Source organism: Streptomyces sp. NPDC001153 (assembly GCF_053598315.1).
On record NZ_JBSFJZ010000015.1, the window covers coordinates 104,334 to 122,756 of the forward strand.

16 protein-coding genes and 1 pseudogene are annotated in these 18,423 nt (G+C 72.3%); 4 read left to right on the top strand and 13 right to left on the bottom strand.

Annotation, left to right across the window (positions count from 1 at the left end; translation table 11 throughout):
• Positions 1–12: 12 nt before the first annotated feature.
• Complete coding sequence (locus tag ACWDEN_RS19080) at positions 13–1,410, bottom strand: NCS2 family permease (RefSeq protein WP_450859708.1); 1,398 nt, start codon at positions 1,408–1,410, stop codon at positions 13–15.
• A 167-nt stretch (positions 1,411–1,577) separates the two neighbouring features.
• Here ACWDEN_RS19080 and ACWDEN_RS19085 point away from each other — a divergent pair, with 167 nt between their 5' ends.
• The gene (locus ACWDEN_RS19085) at positions 1,578–2,147 is read left to right on the top strand and encodes a SigE family RNA polymerase sigma factor (RefSeq protein ID WP_450859709.1); all 570 of its coding nucleotides are present in this window, start codon (positions 1,578–1,580) and stop codon (positions 2,145–2,147) included.
• Positions 2,144–2,995, top strand: coding sequence for a hypothetical protein (locus ACWDEN_RS19090; RefSeq protein ID WP_450859710.1), 852 nt, complete (start codon positions 2,144–2,146; stop codon positions 2,993–2,995). The genes ACWDEN_RS19085 and ACWDEN_RS19090 overlap by 4 nt, the downstream gene beginning before the upstream one ends.
• Before the next feature lie 114 nt (positions 2,996–3,109).
• Here ACWDEN_RS19090 and ACWDEN_RS19095 read toward each other — a convergent pair whose 3' ends face one another.
• Positions 3,110–3,907, bottom strand: coding sequence for an HAD family acid phosphatase (locus ACWDEN_RS19095; protein ID WP_450859711.1), 798 nt, complete (start codon positions 3,905–3,907; stop codon positions 3,110–3,112).
• 108 nt (positions 3,908–4,015) lie between these two features.
• Between ACWDEN_RS19095 and ACWDEN_RS19100 the strand changes: the two genes are divergently transcribed.
• Together ACWDEN_RS19100 and ACWDEN_RS19105 are read left to right on the top strand one after the other, a co-directional pair.
• On the top strand, positions 4,016–4,507 hold the full coding sequence (locus ACWDEN_RS19100; protein WP_450859712.1) for a hypothetical protein: 492 nt from the start codon (positions 4,016–4,018) through the stop codon (positions 4,505–4,507).
• Positions 4,508–4,610: 103 nt separating this feature from the next.
• Complete coding sequence (locus ACWDEN_RS19105) at positions 4,611–5,093, top strand: hypothetical protein (RefSeq protein WP_351605071.1); 483 nt, start codon at positions 4,611–4,613, stop codon at positions 5,091–5,093.
• A gap of 106 nt (positions 5,094–5,199) precedes the next feature.
• On the opposite strand, the pseudogene ACWDEN_RS19110 reads toward ACWDEN_RS19105, so the two are convergent.
• The 11 genes and pseudogenes from ACWDEN_RS19110 to ACWDEN_RS19160 all read right to left on the bottom strand — a co-directional run.
• Positions 5,200–5,574 (bottom strand): annotated as a pseudogene (locus ACWDEN_RS19110) (hypothetical protein); the annotation flags it as partial.
• A 97-nt stretch (positions 5,575–5,671) separates the two neighbouring features.
• The gene (gene araD, locus ACWDEN_RS19115) at positions 5,672–7,405 is read right to left on the bottom strand and encodes an L-arabinonate dehydratase (protein WP_450859713.1); all 1,734 of its coding nucleotides are present in this window, start codon (positions 7,403–7,405) and stop codon (positions 5,672–5,674) included.
• Entirely contained in the window at positions 7,393–8,304 is a 912-nt protein-coding gene (locus ACWDEN_RS19120; RefSeq protein WP_450859714.1) for a dihydrodipicolinate synthase family protein, read from the bottom strand. The genes araD and ACWDEN_RS19120 overlap by 13 nt, the downstream gene beginning before the upstream one ends.
• Entirely contained in the window at positions 8,301–9,011 is a 711-nt protein-coding gene (locus tag ACWDEN_RS19125; RefSeq protein WP_450859715.1) for a GntR family transcriptional regulator, read from the bottom strand. The genes ACWDEN_RS19120 and ACWDEN_RS19125 overlap by 4 nt, the downstream gene beginning before the upstream one ends.
• A gap of 120 nt (positions 9,012–9,131) precedes the next feature.
• Complete coding sequence (locus ACWDEN_RS19130) at positions 9,132–9,893, bottom strand: MBL fold metallo-hydrolase (RefSeq protein WP_351605061.1); 762 nt, start codon at positions 9,891–9,893, stop codon at positions 9,132–9,134.
• Positions 9,894–9,955: 62 nt separating this feature from the next.
• The gene (locus ACWDEN_RS19135; protein ID WP_450859716.1) at positions 9,956–11,860 is read right to left on the bottom strand and encodes an ATP-binding cassette domain-containing protein; all 1,905 of its coding nucleotides are present in this window, start codon (positions 11,858–11,860) and stop codon (positions 9,956–9,958) included.
• A gap of 74 nt (positions 11,861–11,934) precedes the next feature.
• Positions 11,935–13,278, bottom strand: coding sequence for a lanthionine synthetase C family protein (locus ACWDEN_RS19140; RefSeq protein WP_450859717.1), 1,344 nt, complete (start codon positions 13,276–13,278; stop codon positions 11,935–11,937).
• Positions 13,275–16,427 (bottom strand): lantibiotic dehydratase, encoded by a 3,153-nt coding sequence (locus ACWDEN_RS19145; protein ID WP_450859718.1) that lies wholly within the window; start codon positions 16,425–16,427, stop codon positions 13,275–13,277. The genes ACWDEN_RS19140 and ACWDEN_RS19145 overlap by 4 nt, the downstream gene beginning before the upstream one ends.
• A gap of 155 nt (positions 16,428–16,582) precedes the next feature.
• A complete protein-coding gene (locus ACWDEN_RS19150; protein WP_351605050.1) occupies positions 16,583–16,747 on the bottom strand; it encodes a hypothetical protein in 165 nt (54 codons plus the stop codon).
• Positions 16,748–17,070: 323 nt separating this feature from the next.
• Positions 17,071–17,652, bottom strand: coding sequence for a TIGR03086 family metal-binding protein (locus ACWDEN_RS19155; protein ID WP_450859719.1), 582 nt, complete (start codon positions 17,650–17,652; stop codon positions 17,071–17,073).
• A 4-nt stretch (positions 17,653–17,656) separates the two neighbouring features.
• Positions 17,657–18,103: a DUF6010 family protein gene (locus ACWDEN_RS19160; RefSeq protein ID WP_351605046.1), complete on the bottom strand. Its 447-nt coding sequence runs from the start codon at positions 18,101–18,103 to the stop codon at positions 17,657–17,659.
• Positions 18,104–18,423 lie beyond the last annotated feature (320 nt).

The following is an 18,423-nucleotide window of genomic DNA, read 5'->3' on the forward strand; positions in this document are numbered from 1 at the left end:
CGTCGGCGCCCCTCACTTCACCCCGAGCATCTGCTCGACCGGGTCGATCGCGAAGTAGACGAGGAACAGCGCCGACACGGCCCACAGCAGCCAGTTGACCTCCCGCGCCTTGCCCAGCACCGACTTGATGACGACGTAGGACAGGAAACCGGCCCCGATCCCGTCGGTGATGGAGTAGGTGAACGGCATCGCCGCGATGGTGAGGAACGCCGGAATGGCGATGTCGTACCGGTCCCAGTCGATGTGCTTGACGTGGGTCATCATCAGGAAGCCCACGGCGATCAGCGCGGGCGCCGCCGCCTGGAGCGGGACGATGGTGAGCAGCGGGGTGAGGAAGAGGGCGAGGCCGAACAGGCCGCCGGTGACGAGGTTGGCGAGGCCGGTGCGGGCGCCCTCGCCGACGCCGGCCGCGGACTCGATGTAGGCGGTGTTGGAGGAGGCGGAGCCGAGACCGCCGACGGCGGCCGCGGCGCCGTCGATGAACAGCACGCGGCCGATGCCGGGCACCTGCCCCTTCTCGTCCAGCAGTCCGGCCTCCGCGCTGATGCCGACGATCGTGCCCATGGCGTCGAAGAAGTCGGACAGGATGAGGGTGAAGACCAGCAGTACGGCGGTGAGGACGCCGGCCTTGGCGAAGCCGCCGAACAGGCTGAAGTGACCGATGAGCCCGAAGTCCGGGGCGGCCACGAGCTTGTCGGGCACCTTGGGCGTGGTCAGGCCCCAGCTCTTGATGTCGGCGACGGCGTTGACGATGATCGCGACGACGGTCATCGTCACGATGCTGATGAGGATCGCGCCCTTCACCTTCCGGGCGAGCAGCGCGACGGTCAGCAGCACGCCGAGGCAGAACACGAGCACGGGCCAGCCGGTCAGGCGGCCGACGGCGCCCAGTTGCACGGGCACGGTGGTGTGCGCGGCGTCCGGGATGCGGCTGACGAACCCGGCGTCGACGAAGCCGATGAAGGCGATGAACAGGCCGATGCCGACGCCGATCGCCTGCTTCAGCTGCTGCGGGATCGCGTTCATGATGGCCTCCCGCAGTCCGGTGAGGACCAGCAGGCAGATGAGCAGGCCCTCCAGGACCACCAGGCCCATCGCGTCGGGCCAGCTCATCAGCGGGGCCAGCTGGAAGGCGACGACGGCGTTGAGGCCGAGGCCGGCGGCGATGGCGAGCGGGAGGTTGCCGCCGACGCCCATGACGATGGTCATCACGCACGCCACCAGCGCGGTGGCGGTGACGAGTTGGCCGGTGTCGAGCGTGTGCCCGAACCTGTCCTTGGCGCTGCCGAGGATGATCGGGTTCAGGACAAGGATGTAGGCCATGGTGAAGAACGTGGCGAAACCGCCGCGTATCTCCCGGGCGAACGTGGATCCCCGCTCGGAGATCCGGAAGTACCGGTCCACTGACATGGTGCCACTCCTCGTGACCTGGTGATCGGCTTGCGGATGCTGGCTGGATTGTTCCCCTGTTCAACCTGTTTCAGGTTTTCCCCGTGTTACGGATCTGGTTCGGTGGTCCATACGCTGTCCGATACCCCGTACAGTCATTCCAGAGCCGCACCGAGACGAGGTCACCCGTGGGCACAGTCGTCGACGACGCCGCCTCCGTGGAGTTCCATGCCTTCTTCGAACGGCACTACGCCGAACTCGCCCGGCTGGCCGCCCTGTTGACCGGTGAGGCCGACGCCGCCGACGACCTGGCGGCGGACGCGCTGCTGGCGCTGTGGCACCGCTGGGACCGGGTGCGCGCGGCCGGCCATCCGGTGGCGTACGCGCGGGGTGTGGTCGCCAACCTGGCCCGCACCCGGATCCGCAGCGCGGTGCGCGAACGCCGCAGGATCGCGCTGTTCTGGCCGCACCGCGAGGAGAGGACCGAGAACCCGGACGTGGCCGGGGTGGTGGACGTACAGGATGCGCTGCGCAGACTGCCGTTCCGCAAACGGGCGTGTGTGGTGCTCCGGCATGCGTTCGACCTGTCGGAGAAGGACACCGCGCTGGCGCTCGGCGTCTCGGTGGGTACGGTGAAGAGCCAGACGTCCAAGGGCATGGCAGAACTCCAGCGCCTGCTCGGCCCCCAGGGCGATCCGCGGCGGGTGCACGCGGCGATGGCGGCCCGGGGCGCCGCGAGCGGAGGGCGGAACCGATGAGGCGGCAGGACGTGCACGACGAGCTGCGCGCCCGGCTGCAGGAGGCGGCCGAGGCCCACGAACCCGACCGCGCGCGCATCCGGGCCCGGGTGGAGCGGGGCATGGCCGCGCGGACCGGCCCTTCCGGCCACGGGTCCACGCGTCCGCCGGTGTTCGGCTGGCTGCGGGTGGCCGGCGCGACGGCGGCCGTCGCCGGGGTGCTCGCCGTCGGCGGATACGCGGTGGCCTCCGTGGTCCGCGGCGACCGTCCGCCCGCCGGGCAGACGGTGGCGGTCTCGCCGACGCCGAGTTCCTCGCCGGAGAGGACCGCGCGCCCTCCGGCGCATTCCGGAGCCCCGGCGCCCGGCCCGGGCACCCCGCGCCCGCCCCGCACCCCGGGTGCCACAGCTTCCCGGACACCGACGGCCTCCCGGCGCCCGCCCGCGGCACACGGCGAGCAGGACGGTCCCCTGTGGTCGGACGGCTCGGTGGACGCGCACGGCAACGACTTCTGGGCGCAGAGCGACCTGACCCTGAAGACGGCCGGCCAACTGACCTCCCTCACGGTCGAGTTGCGGGTGGCGCAGACCGGCGGGGTGTCCTCGACGGGCGCGTGGCGTTCGCTGCCGGAGGGGGACTTCGGTCTGAGCGTCGTGGAGAGAGGCGGGTTCGTCGTCTACACCTGGACGCTGAAGCAGGGACGTACGGTCCCGGCCGGGCAGTGGGTGTTCGCGGGGCAGTACGACCATGCGCGGGGCGGGCGCGACGCGAAGGACGACAGCTACAGGATCAGCGGTACCGCCGGGGGTCGTGTGTACGCGGTGACCGGTGACTTCGCCGCACAGGGCGGCTCGGGCGGTGGCGCGTGAGCCGCGGTCGCCGGGCTCTCGGACCGGCCCGCGGCCGAAGCCCCCGCCACGGCACGGTGCTGCCGGTGACGGGGGCCGAGCACGAGCGGCCGCTCAGGACGAACGGCCAGGGCCTCAGCCGACGAAGTACGTCGGGTTCGGCAGCTTGTAGGTGCGGTCGGCGTAGCCGCCGTCGAGGTCCGAGTACTGGTCGCCGAAGTTGGCGATGATCTCGTAACCGAGGTCGTCCTCGATGTGCTTGCGCGTCCCGGACTTGTACTGAACGGTCGTGCAGTTCCAGGCGTTCGGGGTGGCGCAGTCGCTCAGGTAGGCCGGCGGGTTGGCCTTGTCCTTGAGGAACATGTGGTCGGCGTCGAGGTCCACATCGGCGCCGACCTTCTTCAGGTTCGCGACCGCGGCGGCGCGCTGGGCCTCGCTCAGACCGGAGTTGTAGAAGACCTCGACGCCCTTGGACTCGGCGTACCGGACCAGCTCGGGGCTGCCGAAGACCTCCGGGCGGTCGGCCTTGTTCACGTAGTCGGTCCACGTGGTGGGGTTGAACGTGTAGTTGTAGCGCTTCTCGTAGTCGAGGCTGAGCAGCAGCGTGTCGTCGATGTCGAACATGACGGCAGGCTTCTCGCCGTGGCGGCGCGCCTTGCGGGCCGCCTTGTCGATATAGCGCCTGGCGTCGGCGTCGATCTGCGCCAGGTCCTTGGCGTACGGGCTGTCCGGGGACGCCTGGTAGACGCCGTTGCTGTCGGCGGTCGTGCCGTAGTAGGTGTCGATGTCCTTCACCAACTGCCCGATGTTGTAGGGCTCGTGGGTGGAGTTCGCCGTCGACTGCCCGGCGGTGGCCGCGCCCGCGCCGTACAGCGCGACACCGGCGAGAGCACAGGCTGCACCGGCGGCGACGGCTCTGTGGGACTTCCGCATGGATTCTCCGGATCTGGTGAATGAGAGTGATGTACCAGGTCAGAGACCATCTACGCGCATAACTACCTGCACTGCGAGCCCTGTTATCCGATCGATACACTGTTCCGCGTGATCACCGTGCAGGGACAAGAGCACCGGGAGAGCGAACCCGGGTACCGGCCGGAGGACTTCGTCGCGGACGGCGCTCTGCGCGACGTCCGCGTCCTCGGCACCACGCTCGACGACTGGCGGCGCATGGCCGAGGGGCTGCGCGTCCTGCCGGGACGGCACGTCCTCACCTGGACACTCGCCGGCACCACGGACACCGGCGTTCCGGACGCCGCTGCCGTCTGGTCCCGGCTCGCACAGGACCCGCAGGAATCGGCGAGCCTGGCCGTCGACATCGCGGGCACGTGGTTCACCTGCTACTTCTTCGAGCCCGAGGAGATCGGGTTCACCTTCGACCCCCGCGACGTGACGGACCGGGAGACCTTCGAGCCCGTTCGCGACTTCATGGCATGGCTGGGAACATCCACCGGCCGGGAAGTCATCCTGACCATGGAGACCACCGACCACGCCACCATCCCCGCGCTGCTCCGGTGGCAGCCCCCGGTGTCATGACGGCCGGCCCCCTTCCTCCGCCGACCCGCCGCGTCCTCGGCGAGCTGCTCGTCCGGGTGAGCGGCGGACGGCTGTCCGCGCTCGAGTTCACAGGACCACTGTCATGAGATTCGTCAAGACGCACTGGCACGGCCACGGTTTCTACGTCGACCCCACCGCCTACCTCGCCGAACTGCCCCGCCTGCGCGGCCTCCTTCCGCCGGGTGCCTGGGCGTTCGCCTCCGATCCGGGACACTACGACATCCCGGGCGCCGACCGGTGCGTCAAGGATCTGGAGCTGGCCGGAATCCATCCGGCGACCGACAAGAGCGGGCGACTGGTGCTGGAGTTCGCGCCGAACCGGTTCAAGCACGACTCGGGGCTGCGCATCAGCTACTCGGGCGTGCGGCACTTCTCCATCGACCACCACCATGCGATCGACTGGATGCGGGTCGACACCGTGCTGCTCGACGAGATCCTCCCGGAGGAGGAAACCGGCGAGGACGGTGCCGAGGGCGCCGGCTGTGTGCACGAGATCGCGCTCACCGACGCATCGATCACCGTCCGGTGCCAGGACCTCCGGGCCGAGTGGGGCAGCCCGAGCTGAAGCCGGGCGTCAGTTCATCGTCGCGCCGATGGTCGTGCTCCCCGTCGTCAGGAACGTCGTGTCCGGCAGGAAGCCGTCCGGCTTGCGGGCGTTGTACACCGTCGCACTGCAGGTCGGCGAGGATGAGGATCGCGAAGAAGGGCACCCCCGCGCCAGAGATCCGCGACGACCGCCGCCGGAAAGACGGTCGAGGTGTCCGAGAGCCGGCTGGTGCCGTACGACCCGATTCCCGCGTCGGCGAGGTAACGGGTGGTGCCCGTCCGGGAGTTGTAGAGCAGCACCCGGATCGCGGAGGTCAGCACTCCGGAGACGGCCCACGGGGAGAAGACCAGGGCACGGCCCGGCGCCCGCCCGACATGAAGCCCAGCATCAGCAGGGCCGCCGGGGTGATCAGCAGGTACGGCAGCCCGCGCGGGGTCGCGGAGGCACGGCGCCGCCGGGGTGGCGCGGGCGGTTTCGCCACGGCTGCGGCTTGGGCCATGACTGTTCTCCGTTCGCAGTGGGACATGTACAGCGGGGACAGGTAGCGCTTGCTACGTACACATGGGTGAAGCGCTTCACCTCTCCCGATGCGTGGGTCAGCCGGCGTACGGGTCCGGCACCTGGCCCGGCCGGGCCAGGAACTCGAAGTCGCAGCCGGTGTCGGCCTGCGTGATCTGGCCGTTGTAGAGGACGCCGTAGCCGCGCTCGTGACGGGCGGGCGGCGGGGTCCACGCGGCGCGCCGGCGCCCCAACTCCGCGTCGTCCACGTGGAGATGGAGGCCGCGGGCCGCGACGTCCAGGGTGATGAGGTCCCCGGTCCGCACGAGGGCCAGGGGCCCGCCGACGTACGACTCCGGGGCGACGTGCAGCACACAGGCGCCGTAACTCGTGCCGCTCATCCGGGCGTCGGAGATCCGGACCATGTCCCGCACGCCCTGCTTGAGCAGGTGGTCGGGGATGGGGAGCATGCCGTACTCGGGCATGCCGGGGCCGCCCTTGGGACCGGCGCCCCGCAGGACCAGCACGCTGTCGGCGGTGATGCCGAGCGCGGGGTCGTCGATGGTGCGCTGCATGGTCCTGTAGTCGTCGAAGACGACCGCGGGGCCGGTGTGCCTCAGCAGGCGGGGCTCGGCCGCGATGTGCTTGATGACCGCGCCGTCCGGGCAGAGGTTGCCGCGCAGGACCGCGACCCCGCCCTCGCTCGCCACCGGGTTGTCGCGGGGGCGGATGACGTCGTCGTGGTGCACCCGCGCGCCTTCCAGCTGCTCGCGCAGGGTGTCGTACGACACCGTCGGCCGGTCGAGATGGAGCAGGTCGGTGATCCGGGACAGGAATCCGGGCAGGCCGCCCGCGAAGTGGAAGTCCTCCATGAGGTACTTCCGGCCGCCCGGGCGGACGTTGGCGAGGACGGGCACGGTCCGGGCGATGCGGTCGAAGTCGTCCAGGGTGAGCTTCACGCCGGCCCGGCCGGCCATGGCGATCAGGTGGATCACGGCGTTGGTGGAGCCGCCGAGGCCGAGCACCGTCGTGACCGCGTCCTCGAAGGCCTCACGCGTGAGGATCTGCGACAGCCTCCGGTCGCCGCGCACCAGCTCCACGGCCGTCATCCCGGCCCTGGCGGCCATCCGGTCGTGTCCGGAGTCGACGGCGGGGATGCTCGACGCGCCCGGCACGGTCACGCCGAGGGCCTCGGCGGCGGCGGTCAGCGTGGACGCCGTACCCATGGTCATGCAGTGCCCCGGGGAGCGCGCGAGCCCGCTCTCCAGCTCGGTCATCTCGCAGTCGCCGATGAGACCGGCCCGCCTGTCGTCCCAGTACTTCCACATGTCGGTACCGGACCCGAGCACCTCGCCCCGCCAGTGCCCCGGCAGCATGGGCCCGGCGGGGACGAAGACGGCGGGCAGACCGGCGCTGGCCGCACCCATCAGCAGCGCGGGCGTGGACTTGTCGCACCCGCCCATCAGCACGGCGCCGTCGACCGGATAGGAGCGCAGCAGCTCCTCGGTCTCCATCGCCAGCAGGTTCCGGTAGAGCATGGGCGTCGGCTTCTGGAAGGTCTCGCTCAGCGTCGAGACCGGGAACTCCAGCGGGAAGCCGCCGGCCTGCCACACGCCCCGTTTCACCGCCTGGGCGCGCTCCCGCAGGTGCACATGGCACGGGTTGATGTCGGACCACGTGTTGAGCACGGCGATCACGGGCTTGCCCAGGTGCTCCTCGGGCAGATACCCGAGCTGCCGGGTCCGCGCCCGGTGACTGAACGACCGCAGCCCGTCGGTGCCGTACCACTGATGGCTTCTCAGCTTCCCGGCGGGGTGGTTCATATGGACCATCCGGCGGTGATGGCGGCGACCTCGGCGCGCTCGTCCTCGGGCAGCGGCCTGCTCGGCGGGCGGACGTCGCGGCGGCACAGACCGAGCGCGGCGAGGGCTTCCTTGACGACGGTGACGTTGTTCGCGGAGCCGTGGGCGGCGCGGAGCTCCTCGAAGCGGCGGATCTGCTCCCAGACCTTCATGGCGGCCGCATAGTCGCCGGATCGAAGCGCTTCAACCATGTGCAGCGAAACGGCCGGGGCGACGTTCACGAGTCCGGAGGTGAAGCCGGTGGCGCCCGCGGAGAAGTAGGAGGGAGCGTACGGCTCGGCGAGGCCGGCGACCCACACGAAGCGGTCGAGGCCCGCGTCCCGGGCGAAGGCCGCGAACCGTGCGGCGTCCGGTACGGCGTACTTCACGCCGATGACGTTCGGGCAGTGGTCGGCGAGTTCGGCGAGGCGGGCGCCGGGCAGCTGCGCGTCGCGGATGTACGGCACCACGCCCAGCCCGGGCACGGCCTCGGCGACGGCGCGGTGGTAGTCGACCCAGCCGGCCGCCGAGACGTACGGGTGGACGGGCTGGTGGACCATCACCATCGGGGCGCCGAGGTCGCGGGCGTGCCGGGCGGAGGCGATGGCGGTGGGCAGGTCGTGGCCGACGCCGACGAGGACCGCGGCACGGTCGCCGGCCTCCTCGACCGTCAACTCGGTGACCAGACGGCGCTCTTCGGGGGTGAGGGCGTAGAACTCGCCGGTGTTGCCATTGGGGGTGAGGGTGCGGATCCCGCCGTCGAGCAGGCGACGCAGCAGGGCCCGGTGGGTGCCGGTGTCGACGGAGCCGTCCGCGGCGAAGGGGGTCACCGGGATGGCCACCACGTCGGCCAGGGCCGCCCGCCCGGTCTCGAACGTCACGCTGCTCATGAATGACCTTCCTGGGGGTGGGGGCCGGCGGCCTCGGTTCCCCCGGTGTCCTCGGCGTCCTCGGTGTCCCCGGTGTCCGAGGGGAATGCACGCCGGACGAAGGAGGCGATGTGGGCGTGCAGGGCGCTCGCCGCGCCGTCGGCGTCGCCGTGGAGCGCGAGCCGGAGGATCTCCCGGTGTTCGGCGGCCTCCCGCTCCCAGGAGGGCTCGGCGGCCCAGGCGACGGCGGAGACCAGCGCGGCCTGGTCGCGGACCTCGTCCAGCATCCGGCCGAGCAGCGGGTTGCCGCACGGCAGGTACAGGGCGCGGTGGAACTCCCGGTTGGCGAGCGACCGTTCGGCGGTGTCGTGGGCGGCATCGGCCCGGTTCAGCGCGTCGCGCGCGGCGTCGAGGGAGGCGCCCCGCCCGACGGTTCTCCTCAGTGCCTCGGGTTCCAGCAGCAGCCGCACGTCGTAGACCTCGCGTGCCATGTCCGCGTCCACCATGCGCACCGTGACGCCCTTGTACTGGTTCATCACGACGAGTCCGGTCCCCGCAAGGGTCTTCAGCGCCTCCCGCACCGGGGTCTTGGACACCCCGAACTGCGCGGCCAGCTCCGTCTCGACCAGGGCCTGACCGGGTGTCAGCCGTCCGGTCAGGATGCGGTGTCTGATCGCGTCCAGCACGAACTGCGTGCGGGACGGGATCGGTGTGGGCACAGAGGTCATGCGGCCCTCTCGGATCTCACATATCGCGTCTCATATATGACGTACGAAGTGCGACGCGGTTGAAGGTAGGAGGGGGTCCGTGTTTCGTCAATGCCTGTGACAAAGGAAAGCCGGGCTGCGTCAGACGGTGTGGACGGCACCCTCGACGGCGGCGCGGGTGGGCCGGCCGGAGACCGCGGCGGCGCGGGCGGTGGCCGCCTCGCGGGTGAGCGTGGGTCCGACGTGGGTCACCAGCAGCTCGCGGACGCGCGCCGCATGGGCGATCCGGCCCGCGTCCTCGGGGGTCAGATGGACCTGCTCCTGGTGTTCGCCATCGCGATGCGTGTCGATGTCCGCCTCGCACAGCAACAGGTCGGCACGGGAGGCGAGTTCACCGAGGGCGGCACACGGCCCGCTGTCCCCGGAGTAGGCGAGCACGCTCCCCTGGCATTCGGCGCGCAGCCCGTAGGCCTCGGTGTCGTGGGCGACGGCGCGTGCGGTGAGGCGGAGGTTCCAGTGCCGGACGTCATGGCCGTCGTACAGGGGCCGGAAGTCGAAGACGCCCTTGAGGAAGTCGACGTCCGCCCGCCCGAGGAAGCCCGCCAGCCGGCGGGCGCAGTCCTGCGGGGCGTACACCGGGATCGGTACGGCCGGGGTCATCCCGCCGTAGGCGAAGGCGTAGGCGGCGGGCAGCAGGTCGGCGCTGTGGTCGGCGTGCAGATGGGAGATCCAGATCGCGGTGAGCCGTGCGGGGTCCGTGTGCCGCTGCAACGCGGCGAACGTGCCGGGCCCCGCGTCCACCCACACCTCGGCACCCCCGCCGGACAGCAGGTATCCGGAGCAGGGCCGGTCGGGGCCGGGGTGCGGGGAGGCGGTGCCGAGGACGGTGAGGGTGAGTGGCATGGGGGGAGAGTACGACGGCCGGGGATCCGCCTCGGTCCACCCGGGCAAGCGGAACCGGGGCGTCAGGCGCCCGGTACGGGGGCGTACTGGGCGGCCTGGGCCTCGTAGAGGGTGCGGTAGCGGCCGTTCGGGAGGGTCATGAGGTGGCTGTGGGTGCCGTGTTCGATGAGGTGGCCGTGGTCGAGGACGTAGATCAGGTCGGCGGTGGCGGTGGCCGCGAGGCGGTGGGTGATCAGGAGCACCGTGGTGCCCTGGTCGGCCAGGTCGCGCAGGGCGCGGAACGCCTCGATCTCCGCCTTGGGGTCGAGGGCCGAGGTGGGCTCGTCCACGATGAGCAGCGGCGCCGAGCGGTAGCGGGCCCGGGCGCTGCCCAGTCGCTGCCACTGGCCGCCGGAGAGCTCGGTGCCGCGCTCGAACCCCTTGATCACCAGGCTGTCCCAGCCGTACGGCAGGGCGGCGACGGTACCGGCGACGTCCGCGTCGGCCGCGGCCTTCTCGACGCGGTACTGTGCGCAGTTCCGGTCGCTGCGGCCGATGTGGACGTTGGCGCGTGCGGTCATGGGCCACTGCGGGAAGTCCTGGGTGAGGACGGCGACCTGGTCGAAGACGGCCGCCCGGTCGGCGTCCCGGATCTCCGTCCCGTTCCACCACAGGCGTCCGCCGCTGGGCAGGTAGAGCCCGGCGACGAGTCTGGCGAGGGTCGTCTTGCCCGAGCCGTTCTCCCCCACCAGGGCGACGACCTGCCCGCGCGGGATGGTGAGGTCCACCGCGTGCAACGCGGGCGCGGTGGCACCGGGGTAGGTGAACGAGACTCCCTCCAGCCGGACCGCCTTGAACGGGCCGGGAACGGCTGAGCCGCCGGCGGGGATGGCGTGCTGCCGTGCCGTGGCACAGGCACGTTCCCAGTCCTTGAGGTACATGGCCTCCTGGTAGAGGCGGTTGACCTGCATGACCAGGGACTGGAGCCCGGCGCCGGCGGTCCGTACCGCGATCACGGCGGTGCCGGCCACGGCCAGGGGCATTCCGCCGCTGGTCAGCAGCGCCCACAGCAGTCCGTAGGCGGCCAGGGCAGCCAGCCCCGACCCGGCCGCGGCGGCCGTCTGCGTCACCGCCTCCGCACGGGCCAGCCGCCACTGCTCGCGCTCCATCGTCCCGGACATGTCCGCATAGGCGCCGACCAGCAGGCGCCCGGCGCCGTGCACCCGGATCTCGGCGGCGCACCGCTGGTCGGTGAGTTTCTCGGTGAGGACGGCGATGGCGCGGCGGTGCTCGATCCAGGCGTGGCGGGAGGCGTACCGGCGCCGGGCGGAGAGGACGGCGCCCCACCCCTGGGGGGCGGCGATCAGCAGGAGGGTGAGGACGAGCAGCGGATGCAGCAGGAACAGGACGCCGGCCGCCGCGACCAGGCTGATCAGGGCGTTGAGCACGAGGACGGAGGAACCGAGCATCGCACGGATCGAGTCGGTGCCGAACTTCCCCGCGTCCAGCGTGCGCCTCACCGCCTGGTCCTCCAGCGCGGCCAGCTCCACGCGGATCACGCCCTCGTAGAACCGGGCGGTGCACACGCGCTCCACCTTGGGCTCCAGCCGTCCCGACGCCGCGGTCGACACCGCCCCGAGCAGCGCGAGCAGGGCGGCGACGGCGGCCATGGCCACGAGGCCGGGCAGGGCCTGGCGCAGCCGTGCCGGGGTGGGACCGGCCGCGAACAGCGCCAGCAGGACCGTGTTGGTGGCCACGAGGGCGAAGGCCCGCATCAGCCCCTGCCCGAGTTCGGCGGCCAGCAGGGTGAGCAGCGCCGTCCGGTCCTCGCGCCAGGCGGCCTTCGCCACGGCGCCGATCACCTGCGGGAACTGCCGGGCCATGGTCCACAGGCCCATCCGCAGCAGGGGCAACTCATGTCCCGCGTACGCCGATTCGTAGCGCAGGGCGCCACCGAAGAGCAGCCGCTCGCTGTCGGAAACGGGCAACTGCGGCCGGGCGCGGCGGCGTTGGCGCCCCCTACGGAGGTGCGGGCGCCGCACAGGGATCTGCGGGCCCCTCATCAGGCCACCAGGAGGGCGGTCTGCCAGGGTGAGGCGCAGCCGCCGGCCGCGTAGGCGCGCAGGGCGAGTGCGATGCCCGCGCTCCCGTCCAGGAAGCCCGCGCGATGGGGTGCCTGCCGCAGTCCTTCGCCCAGCTGCGGGCGGACGTACTCGTATCCGAAGGGGAGTTCGGGGCGATGGGCGGCCAGCAGGGCGGAGGCCAGCGCGGGCAGCCGCCCGGTCAGCCGGGGGTCGCCGCTGTCCCGGGCCATCAGGCCGGTCAGGTGCAGCAGTCCCGCCCAGCCGTGGCACAGCGAGCTGTCGGTGACGGTGCCCAGCAGCCCCGCGAGCGCCGTGGCCTGGGCGTCGGCGGCCTCCTTCCGCCAGTCCGGGCGGTCCAGGGCGATGCCCGCGAGCTGGAGGGCCCGGGCGGTGCCGGGCGTCCCGTAGCACCAGGCGATCATGCGGGAGTGGCCGGCGTGCGGGTCCGCCGCGCCCACGAAGGCGTCGAAGCTCAGTACCCCGGGCCACGTGCCCTGCTCGGTCCGGTGGTCGAGGAGGTGGCCGGCGATCGCGCTGATGGCATCGCGCTGGCCGGGGACGCGTACGCCCTCGCGCCAGGCGAGCGAGAGCAGCGCGAGGGGCCCGCTGACGCCGTGCGCCAGGCCGAGGTTGAAGTGTCCGCGGGGGAACTGGGGACCGTGGCCGGGCTCGAGCGGCACCCACCAGCCCGGTACCCGGTGTCCGTGCGCTTCGACGGGTTCGGTCAGGCGCACCAGATAGCTCAGCACGTCGGTGAGCGCCTCGCGGTGCCGGTCGCCGCGCAGCATCAGGCAGCGGCCGAGTCCGGTGGCGCCGGCGACGACGTCGTACGTGCTCATCCGCACGCCCGCCCGGCCGGACGCCAGCCGTCGTTCCTCGTCGGTGAGCAGCCGGTTCAGCTGTGCCGTCACTCGGCCGTCGAGGGTGTCGAGCAGTCCGGCGTAGTCGTCCGCGCCGTGCCGGGCCGTGTGGGCGGCGAACGCGAGCGAGGCGGCGCCGCCGAACAGCCCGCGCTCGGTCGGCCCGCTCAACCCCCGTACGGCGGCGGCCAGGTGGGCGTGCGCGGCGCCGCGGAAGCGCTCCTCGGTGTGGGACAGCTCGGCGAACAGCAGCGCGACACCGGCATGGGCCTCGCCCAGCCCGAGGGTGCCCCAGGGGGACTGTGCGCAGGGCATGCCGGTCAGCAGGTCGGCGTTGCCGGGGGCGCGGGCGGCGGTGGCCACGCTTTCCGGGTCGATGAGCCGTTCGGCGAGTTCGGTCACGACGGCGCCGATCCGTGCGTCGGTCGCCTCGGTGGCCGTGTCCTGTACGGGGGCGCTCATGAGCAGCTCCTGATGCGGTCTCGATGGGCTTGCACGGCGCCGCGCATGACGGCGGTCGCGGCCTGTTCGGCCTGCGGGCCGATGCCGATGACCCGGTTGTGGTGCATGTGCAGCAGGGAGAGGAAGACCGGCACGGGTGCCGACCAGGCGTCGTCGCCCAGCGTGCGCAGGGTGCGCGCGTAGGCGGTGACGGCCGCCGTACGGGCCTGCCATGAGGCGAGCAGTTCCTCGCCTCCCGGCCGGCCGCGCAGTCCCGGCCAGTCTCCGTGGACGTCCACGAGCGGCAGCACCTCGCGCCTGCGTTTCTGGAAGGCGTGGTGCATCTCGCCGCGCGGGACGGCGTCGAGGACGCGCCCCAGCCAGGCCGGTTGGGCGCTCTTCGCCTCGTCGGCGGTGTACGCCGTCCAGAACGTCCGGGCGATGTGGGCCTGGCCCAGCGCAACCACCGTGACCGGATCCAGGGTGAGCCGCCCGGTCTCCCGCAGCCTCAGTGCCTCGACGGCGGCCAGGCTGTCGGCGTGGAAGACCCGTTCGGCCGCCGCCATGGCGCGGGGGCCGCCGTAGCGCTCCAGTTCGGGGTCGTACGTGCAGAGGCCGATGCCCCGGATCAGCGCGGCGGACCGGAGCGTCGCGGCCCAGCGGTGCAGCCTGGGCAGCAGGGTTGCCGTGAGGGTGTCCGGCGCGCCGTGGAAGCGCAGCCGGAGCAGGTCGTCGGGGCTGCGGTAGCGGATGAAGAACCAGCGGTCCACGTCCTCGGGAAGGCCGTCGAGCAGGTCGTCCAGGTGGTGGACGAGCAGCTCGTTCTGCCGCGCGGGCGTGCAGTGCACGGTGGCGTACAGCCACTCGCCGCCGGGCGGGTGCTCCGCGGAGCGCGTCCGGCGCGGGGCGGGCCGGCGGGTCCGCGCGGTCCGGACCGGGCCGGGCTCGTCCCGCGCCGCCCCGGCGGGCCGTGCCACCAGCGGGATGATCAGCTCGTTGCGGTGGGTGCCCTCGGGGCCGGTCAGCCATCCGCCTCCCGCCCCGCCGGCGTCCCACCTCTCCAGCACCAGGGTCTCCGGGCGCCGCTTCAGCTCGTGGCGCAGCAGGCTCAGATGGAGGGGGCTGGTCAGGTCGAGTTCGAGGCGCTGGTCGGCGTAGACGAGGCAGATCCGGTCGGGGACCTGCCAGCGCTCGCGCCACTCCGCGACGGCCCGGGTCCATGCGGGGTACGGCGTGTCCTGGTCGAGGACGGCTTCGGTGGGGCGCCAGCGGGCCAGGCTGAGGACGGTGCGGCCGTAGCGGACCCGGGGCACGTACGGCAGTTCCTCGGCGCGGCCCCACTCCCAGGAGTGGACGCCGCGCACCTGGCCGCGCCCGATCTCGTCGAGCAGCCGCGCCGCGTTGGGGGCCAGGGTGCGGGTGTTGAGCTTGTGCAGCACGCTCGGTACGACCTCCCGGCCGCCGGCCGTGTCCACGATCACCAGTCGATGGGGGTCGGCGCAGACCGCGAGGTCCCCGAGCGCCAGCGTGCCCGGATCGGCGGGGTCGGCGAACACCCCGACGGGCAGCCGGTGTTCCAGCCACTGGGGCACCTGGGTGACGTTGTCGCCCCGGCCGTGGCGGGCCTGGAAGACGATCTGGGCGTGCAGGGCGTCCGCGCGCTCGCCGTCGGTGACCCGGGCGAGGCGGGTCAGGGACGGGCGCAGTCCGTCGGGGAGCAGAGCGGCGAACCGCCCGAACGTCGCGGCGGCGGGGCCCGCCGAGCCGCCCATCACGACCAGGCGGAACTCGCCGTCGCGCAGGGCCCGCACCGAGGGCGCGACCAGCCGGGTGACGAGTTCGATCGAGGGTGCGCGTGCGGTCTTCGGACGGGCGAGCCGGCCCACCAGGGGGTGCGCCTCGTCGAGGACCACCTCCTGGGCACCGCGGAGCAGCGCCTCCTGGGCGAGCTGGGTCATCAGCCGGTCCCGTCGGGTCACCTCCGGCGTCCGTGGCGGGAGGGGGCGGTTGCCGGGCGGGTGTTCGTAGCCGGCGGGGGCGCCCAACCCGGCGTCGGGGTCCAGTACGTCGGTGACCGGGACGGCCCGTCCCACGCCGTACCGCTCGACGAACTCCGTGTGGTAGGTCCGCAGCGCGGGGTAGCCGGTGCCCTCCGGGGCCAGGCGCCACAGCAGATCCGCCGCCCGCTCGGCCTCGGCCGCCACCTCGGGGGGCAGCCGTACCTCCGCGTCCATCGCGAGATCGACCTGGATGCCCCGCTGGGCGGGCCGCAGCCGGCGCATCCGGGTGCCGGCCTCGGACCAGAGCGCCCGGCCCTTCCCCAGCGGCCGGTCCCGGTACGCCTGAAGGCACCGGGTGATCTCCCGCAGTTCCGCCAGTTCGGGCAGGGACCGCCCGGGCAGCGCGCCCAGCGTGTCCAGGACGTGCGCCGCGGCGTCGGGTGCCTCCGCCGGCGGGGTCAGGTCGGTGAGCAGCACCTGTTTGCGGACCAGACCGGCGAGCATCCGGACGATCGCCCCGTCGGGGGCGGAGGGGAACCGCTCGGCCAGGCGCTTGGCCAGCTCCGGGCAGGGCAGTGGCGTGCGTACGGTGTCCAGCGCGGCGCGGACGGCCGGTGTGTGGCGCACGCTGACCTCGCGCACGGGTTCGGTCTCCTCGACACCCAGGTCCGGGAGGTAGGAGAGCACCAGCCGGTCGCCGCGCACCCGGCACAGGTTGTTGGCCGTGAGCCGCAGGCAGCGCAGCACCTCCGGCCGGCCGGCCCAGGAGGCCGTCAGCGCGGTGACCCAACTCCGCTCCAGCCGGACGGACTTGCGGTGCGCCGGTCCCAGGCGCACATGAGTGTCCCCCGCGCTCCCGGCGAACCGTGCCACCGCGACCCCGGCCATGATCCCGAACGGGGTGCACCGCGTGGCCATGCGCAGGAGGTACGAGGTGACCGCGCGGACGGCGCGCCGGATCTCGGCGGCACCGCGCTTCTCCCCGCGCAGGATCTCGTCCCAGCGATGGGCGAGCGGCGGGCTGGAGATCTCGACCGCTTCACGCAGCAGGCCGTCGGCGGCGAGCGCGCGGAGGTATGCGAGGCTTTTCTGAGTTTCGTCGGCAGCGCCTTCCGTAATGTCGGCGAAGGTTGCCTCGGAACATTTTTCGGGCAGCGTGGGAATACGCAACAGCGCAAAGCCGGTACAGGAGTACAAAGGCTCGTCGGTCACCAGGATTCTCTGCTTTCTGGGCGTCCTGAGCGTCTTCCTGGGCGGTGACCGCAGCTCCCCTTCCGGTCGCGGCCGGAAGGGGAGCCACTTGTCACGTCAGGCTGATCCTGGCGTCAGTTGCAGTTGAAGATGGTGCAGCAGTCACCCGTGCACTCGTTGCTGCACAGCGTCGGGATGCCGCTGCTGCTGCCGATGCTGGTGGTCGCTTCCTCGGTCGGGTCCACGATGGTGCGGACGTCGAGGTCGAAAACGTCCGTCGTGGTGTTCTGAGCAGGCATGACCAACTCCTGTTCCGAAAGGGAATACGGCACGAAAAGCCGAAGATTCATCGGCCACTCAAACGATCGCAGCGCAATCGAGCCGGCCGCAAGAGAACCGTCGGCCGGTGGGTAATTTTGCGCCTGCCACCTCGAAGCCGGCCCGGTCCGCGCAACCCCCGTGCACCCCGGGAGCCGCCCCCGGTATGCCTCGGCGCAGCCGGATTCCTTACCTTTCCCCTCTCACCCCCCGGGCCGGAAAAAGGATTTTCCCGTCCGGGGTGAACCACCGCTGGAACATGTCCTGATCTATTTTCGCGATAATGCGATGATCGATGTTCCTGTTACGGGCGCCATCCCGGATCCCGCCCGCTCAGCCCCGCCGCCCGGTCCAGCAGGGGTGCCTCCGGCGGCACCGGGACGACCGGGCCGAAGAGTCCGCCGCCGCGGTTCGGGTCCCCGGCGGCCGCGAGCAGGAAACCGTGGGCCGAGTCCAGGGCCGCGGGGTCGGGAGCATAGGGCCGGCCGACGGCACGGGCCAAGTCCCAGCCGTGGATGACCAGTTCGTCGGCGACGACGGCACCGGCGAGCTCGCCCGGCAGGTCCACCCCGCCCGCGCGGGTCATCCCGGTCCAGGCGTCCGGATCGCGCCAGGCGTCGGCCAGTTCGTCCAGGGCCTTGGGCAGCTCCGCCCGCCAGCCGGGGCCGATGTCCGGCACGGCGGCGGTCGGGTTGGTGTCGGTCGTCGTACCGAGGTCCTTGCGGGCCGCGTCGCGGAAGGCCGGCGAGAGCATCTGGATGTGGCCCAGCAGGTTCCGCACCGCCAGGTCCGGGCACGGTGTGGGTGCGCCCAGCTGGTCGTCGGTCACGGACTCGGCGAGCCGCGCCACGATCCGGGCCTGCGGGCCGAGGTCGATCATGGTCATGCCGTTACTCCTTCACGGTTGCACTCCTCGTACGGAGGGCTGACCGGCCGGCCCGCGAGAACTCATCGGTGCCGCGCAGCCGCTCCCACGGCGACCGCCCGCCGCCCAGGCACCACAGCGCGATCACCGGGTCGCACAGCGCGCACCCGAACGAGGAGTCGTGGGCGAACGGGATGATCGGGTGCCCCTTGAGGTGGTGCACCACGTCCCAGGCCGTGTGCAGCAGCCAGCCCACGCCGATCCAGGCCCAGGAGTCCAGGCCCTTGTACGCCACCCAGGTGGCCACCGCGGTGAACACGAACTCCCAGCCGCCGAGGCCGCCGCCGCTGAGATAGGCGGCACCCGCGCCGGCGACCATGACCGCGTTGAGGCGGCGCCGGTGCCGCTCCGGGACGAGCGACATCAGCAGGACGTAGACGAGACCGATCAGGATCGGGGCGATGCAGCGCATGCCGCCGACAGTAGATCCGGGCGAGCTCCCGCCCCAGGCCCATTACCGACAGGTCCCGACGGATTGCCGCCGACGGCAGCCGACGGACGGGTACGCGGGAGACCGCGCCCGGGAGGGAGGGTCGGGAGCCTGGTCCCGAGAGGTCGGGAACCTGGTCCCGAGAGGTCGGGAACCTGGTCCCGAGAGGGCTGGAGCCCGGTCCCGAGAGGGCTGGAGCCCGGGGACCGGCAGGGGCAAGAGCCCGGGACCGGCAGGGGCAGGAGCCCGGGACCGGGAGAGGCAGGAGCCCGGAGACCGGGAGCGGCAGGAGCCCAGGCCCG

Bases quoted from the DNA above. Each gene is read 5' to 3' on its own strand.
- ACWDEN_RS19080 (WP_450859708.1), bottom strand. From the start codon at position 1,410: ATGTCAGTGGACCGGTACTTCCGGATCTCCGAGCGGGGATCCACGTTC.
- ACWDEN_RS19090 (WP_450859710.1), top strand. From the start codon at position 2,144: ATGAGGCGGCAGGACGTGCACGACGAGCTGCGCGCCCGGCTGCAGGAG.
- ACWDEN_RS19095 (WP_450859711.1), bottom strand. From the start codon at position 3,907: ATGCGGAAGTCCCACAGAGCCGTCGCCGCCGGTGCAGCCTGTGCTCTC.
- ACWDEN_RS19105 (WP_351605071.1), top strand. From the start codon at position 4,611: ATGAGATTCGTCAAGACGCACTGGCACGGCCACGGTTTCTACGTCGAC.
- araD (WP_450859713.1), bottom strand. From the start codon at position 7,405: ATGGTCCATATGAACCACCCCGCCGGGAAGCTGAGAAGCCATCAGTGG.
- ACWDEN_RS19120 (WP_450859714.1), bottom strand. From the start codon at position 8,304: ATGAGCAGCGTGACGTTCGAGACCGGGCGGGCGGCCCTGGCCGACGTG.
- ACWDEN_RS19125 (WP_450859715.1), bottom strand. From the start codon at position 9,011: ATGACCTCTGTGCCCACACCGATCCCGTCCCGCACGCAGTTCGTGCTG.
- ACWDEN_RS19130 (WP_351605061.1), bottom strand. From the start codon at position 9,893: ATGCCACTCACCCTCACCGTCCTCGGCACCGCCTCCCCGCACCCCGGC.
- ACWDEN_RS19140 (WP_450859717.1), bottom strand. From the start codon at position 13,278: ATGAGCGCCCCCGTACAGGACACGGCCACCGAGGCGACCGACGCACGG.
- ACWDEN_RS19150 (WP_351605050.1), bottom strand. From the start codon at position 16,747: ATGCCTGCTCAGAACACCACGACGGACGTTTTCGACCTCGACGTCCGC.
- ACWDEN_RS19155 (WP_450859719.1), bottom strand. From the start codon at position 17,652: ATGACCATGATCGACCTCGGCCCGCAGGCCCGGATCGTGGCGCGGCTC.
- ACWDEN_RS19160 (WP_351605046.1), bottom strand. From the start codon at position 18,103: ATGCGCTGCATCGCCCCGATCCTGATCGGTCTCGTCTACGTCCTGCTG.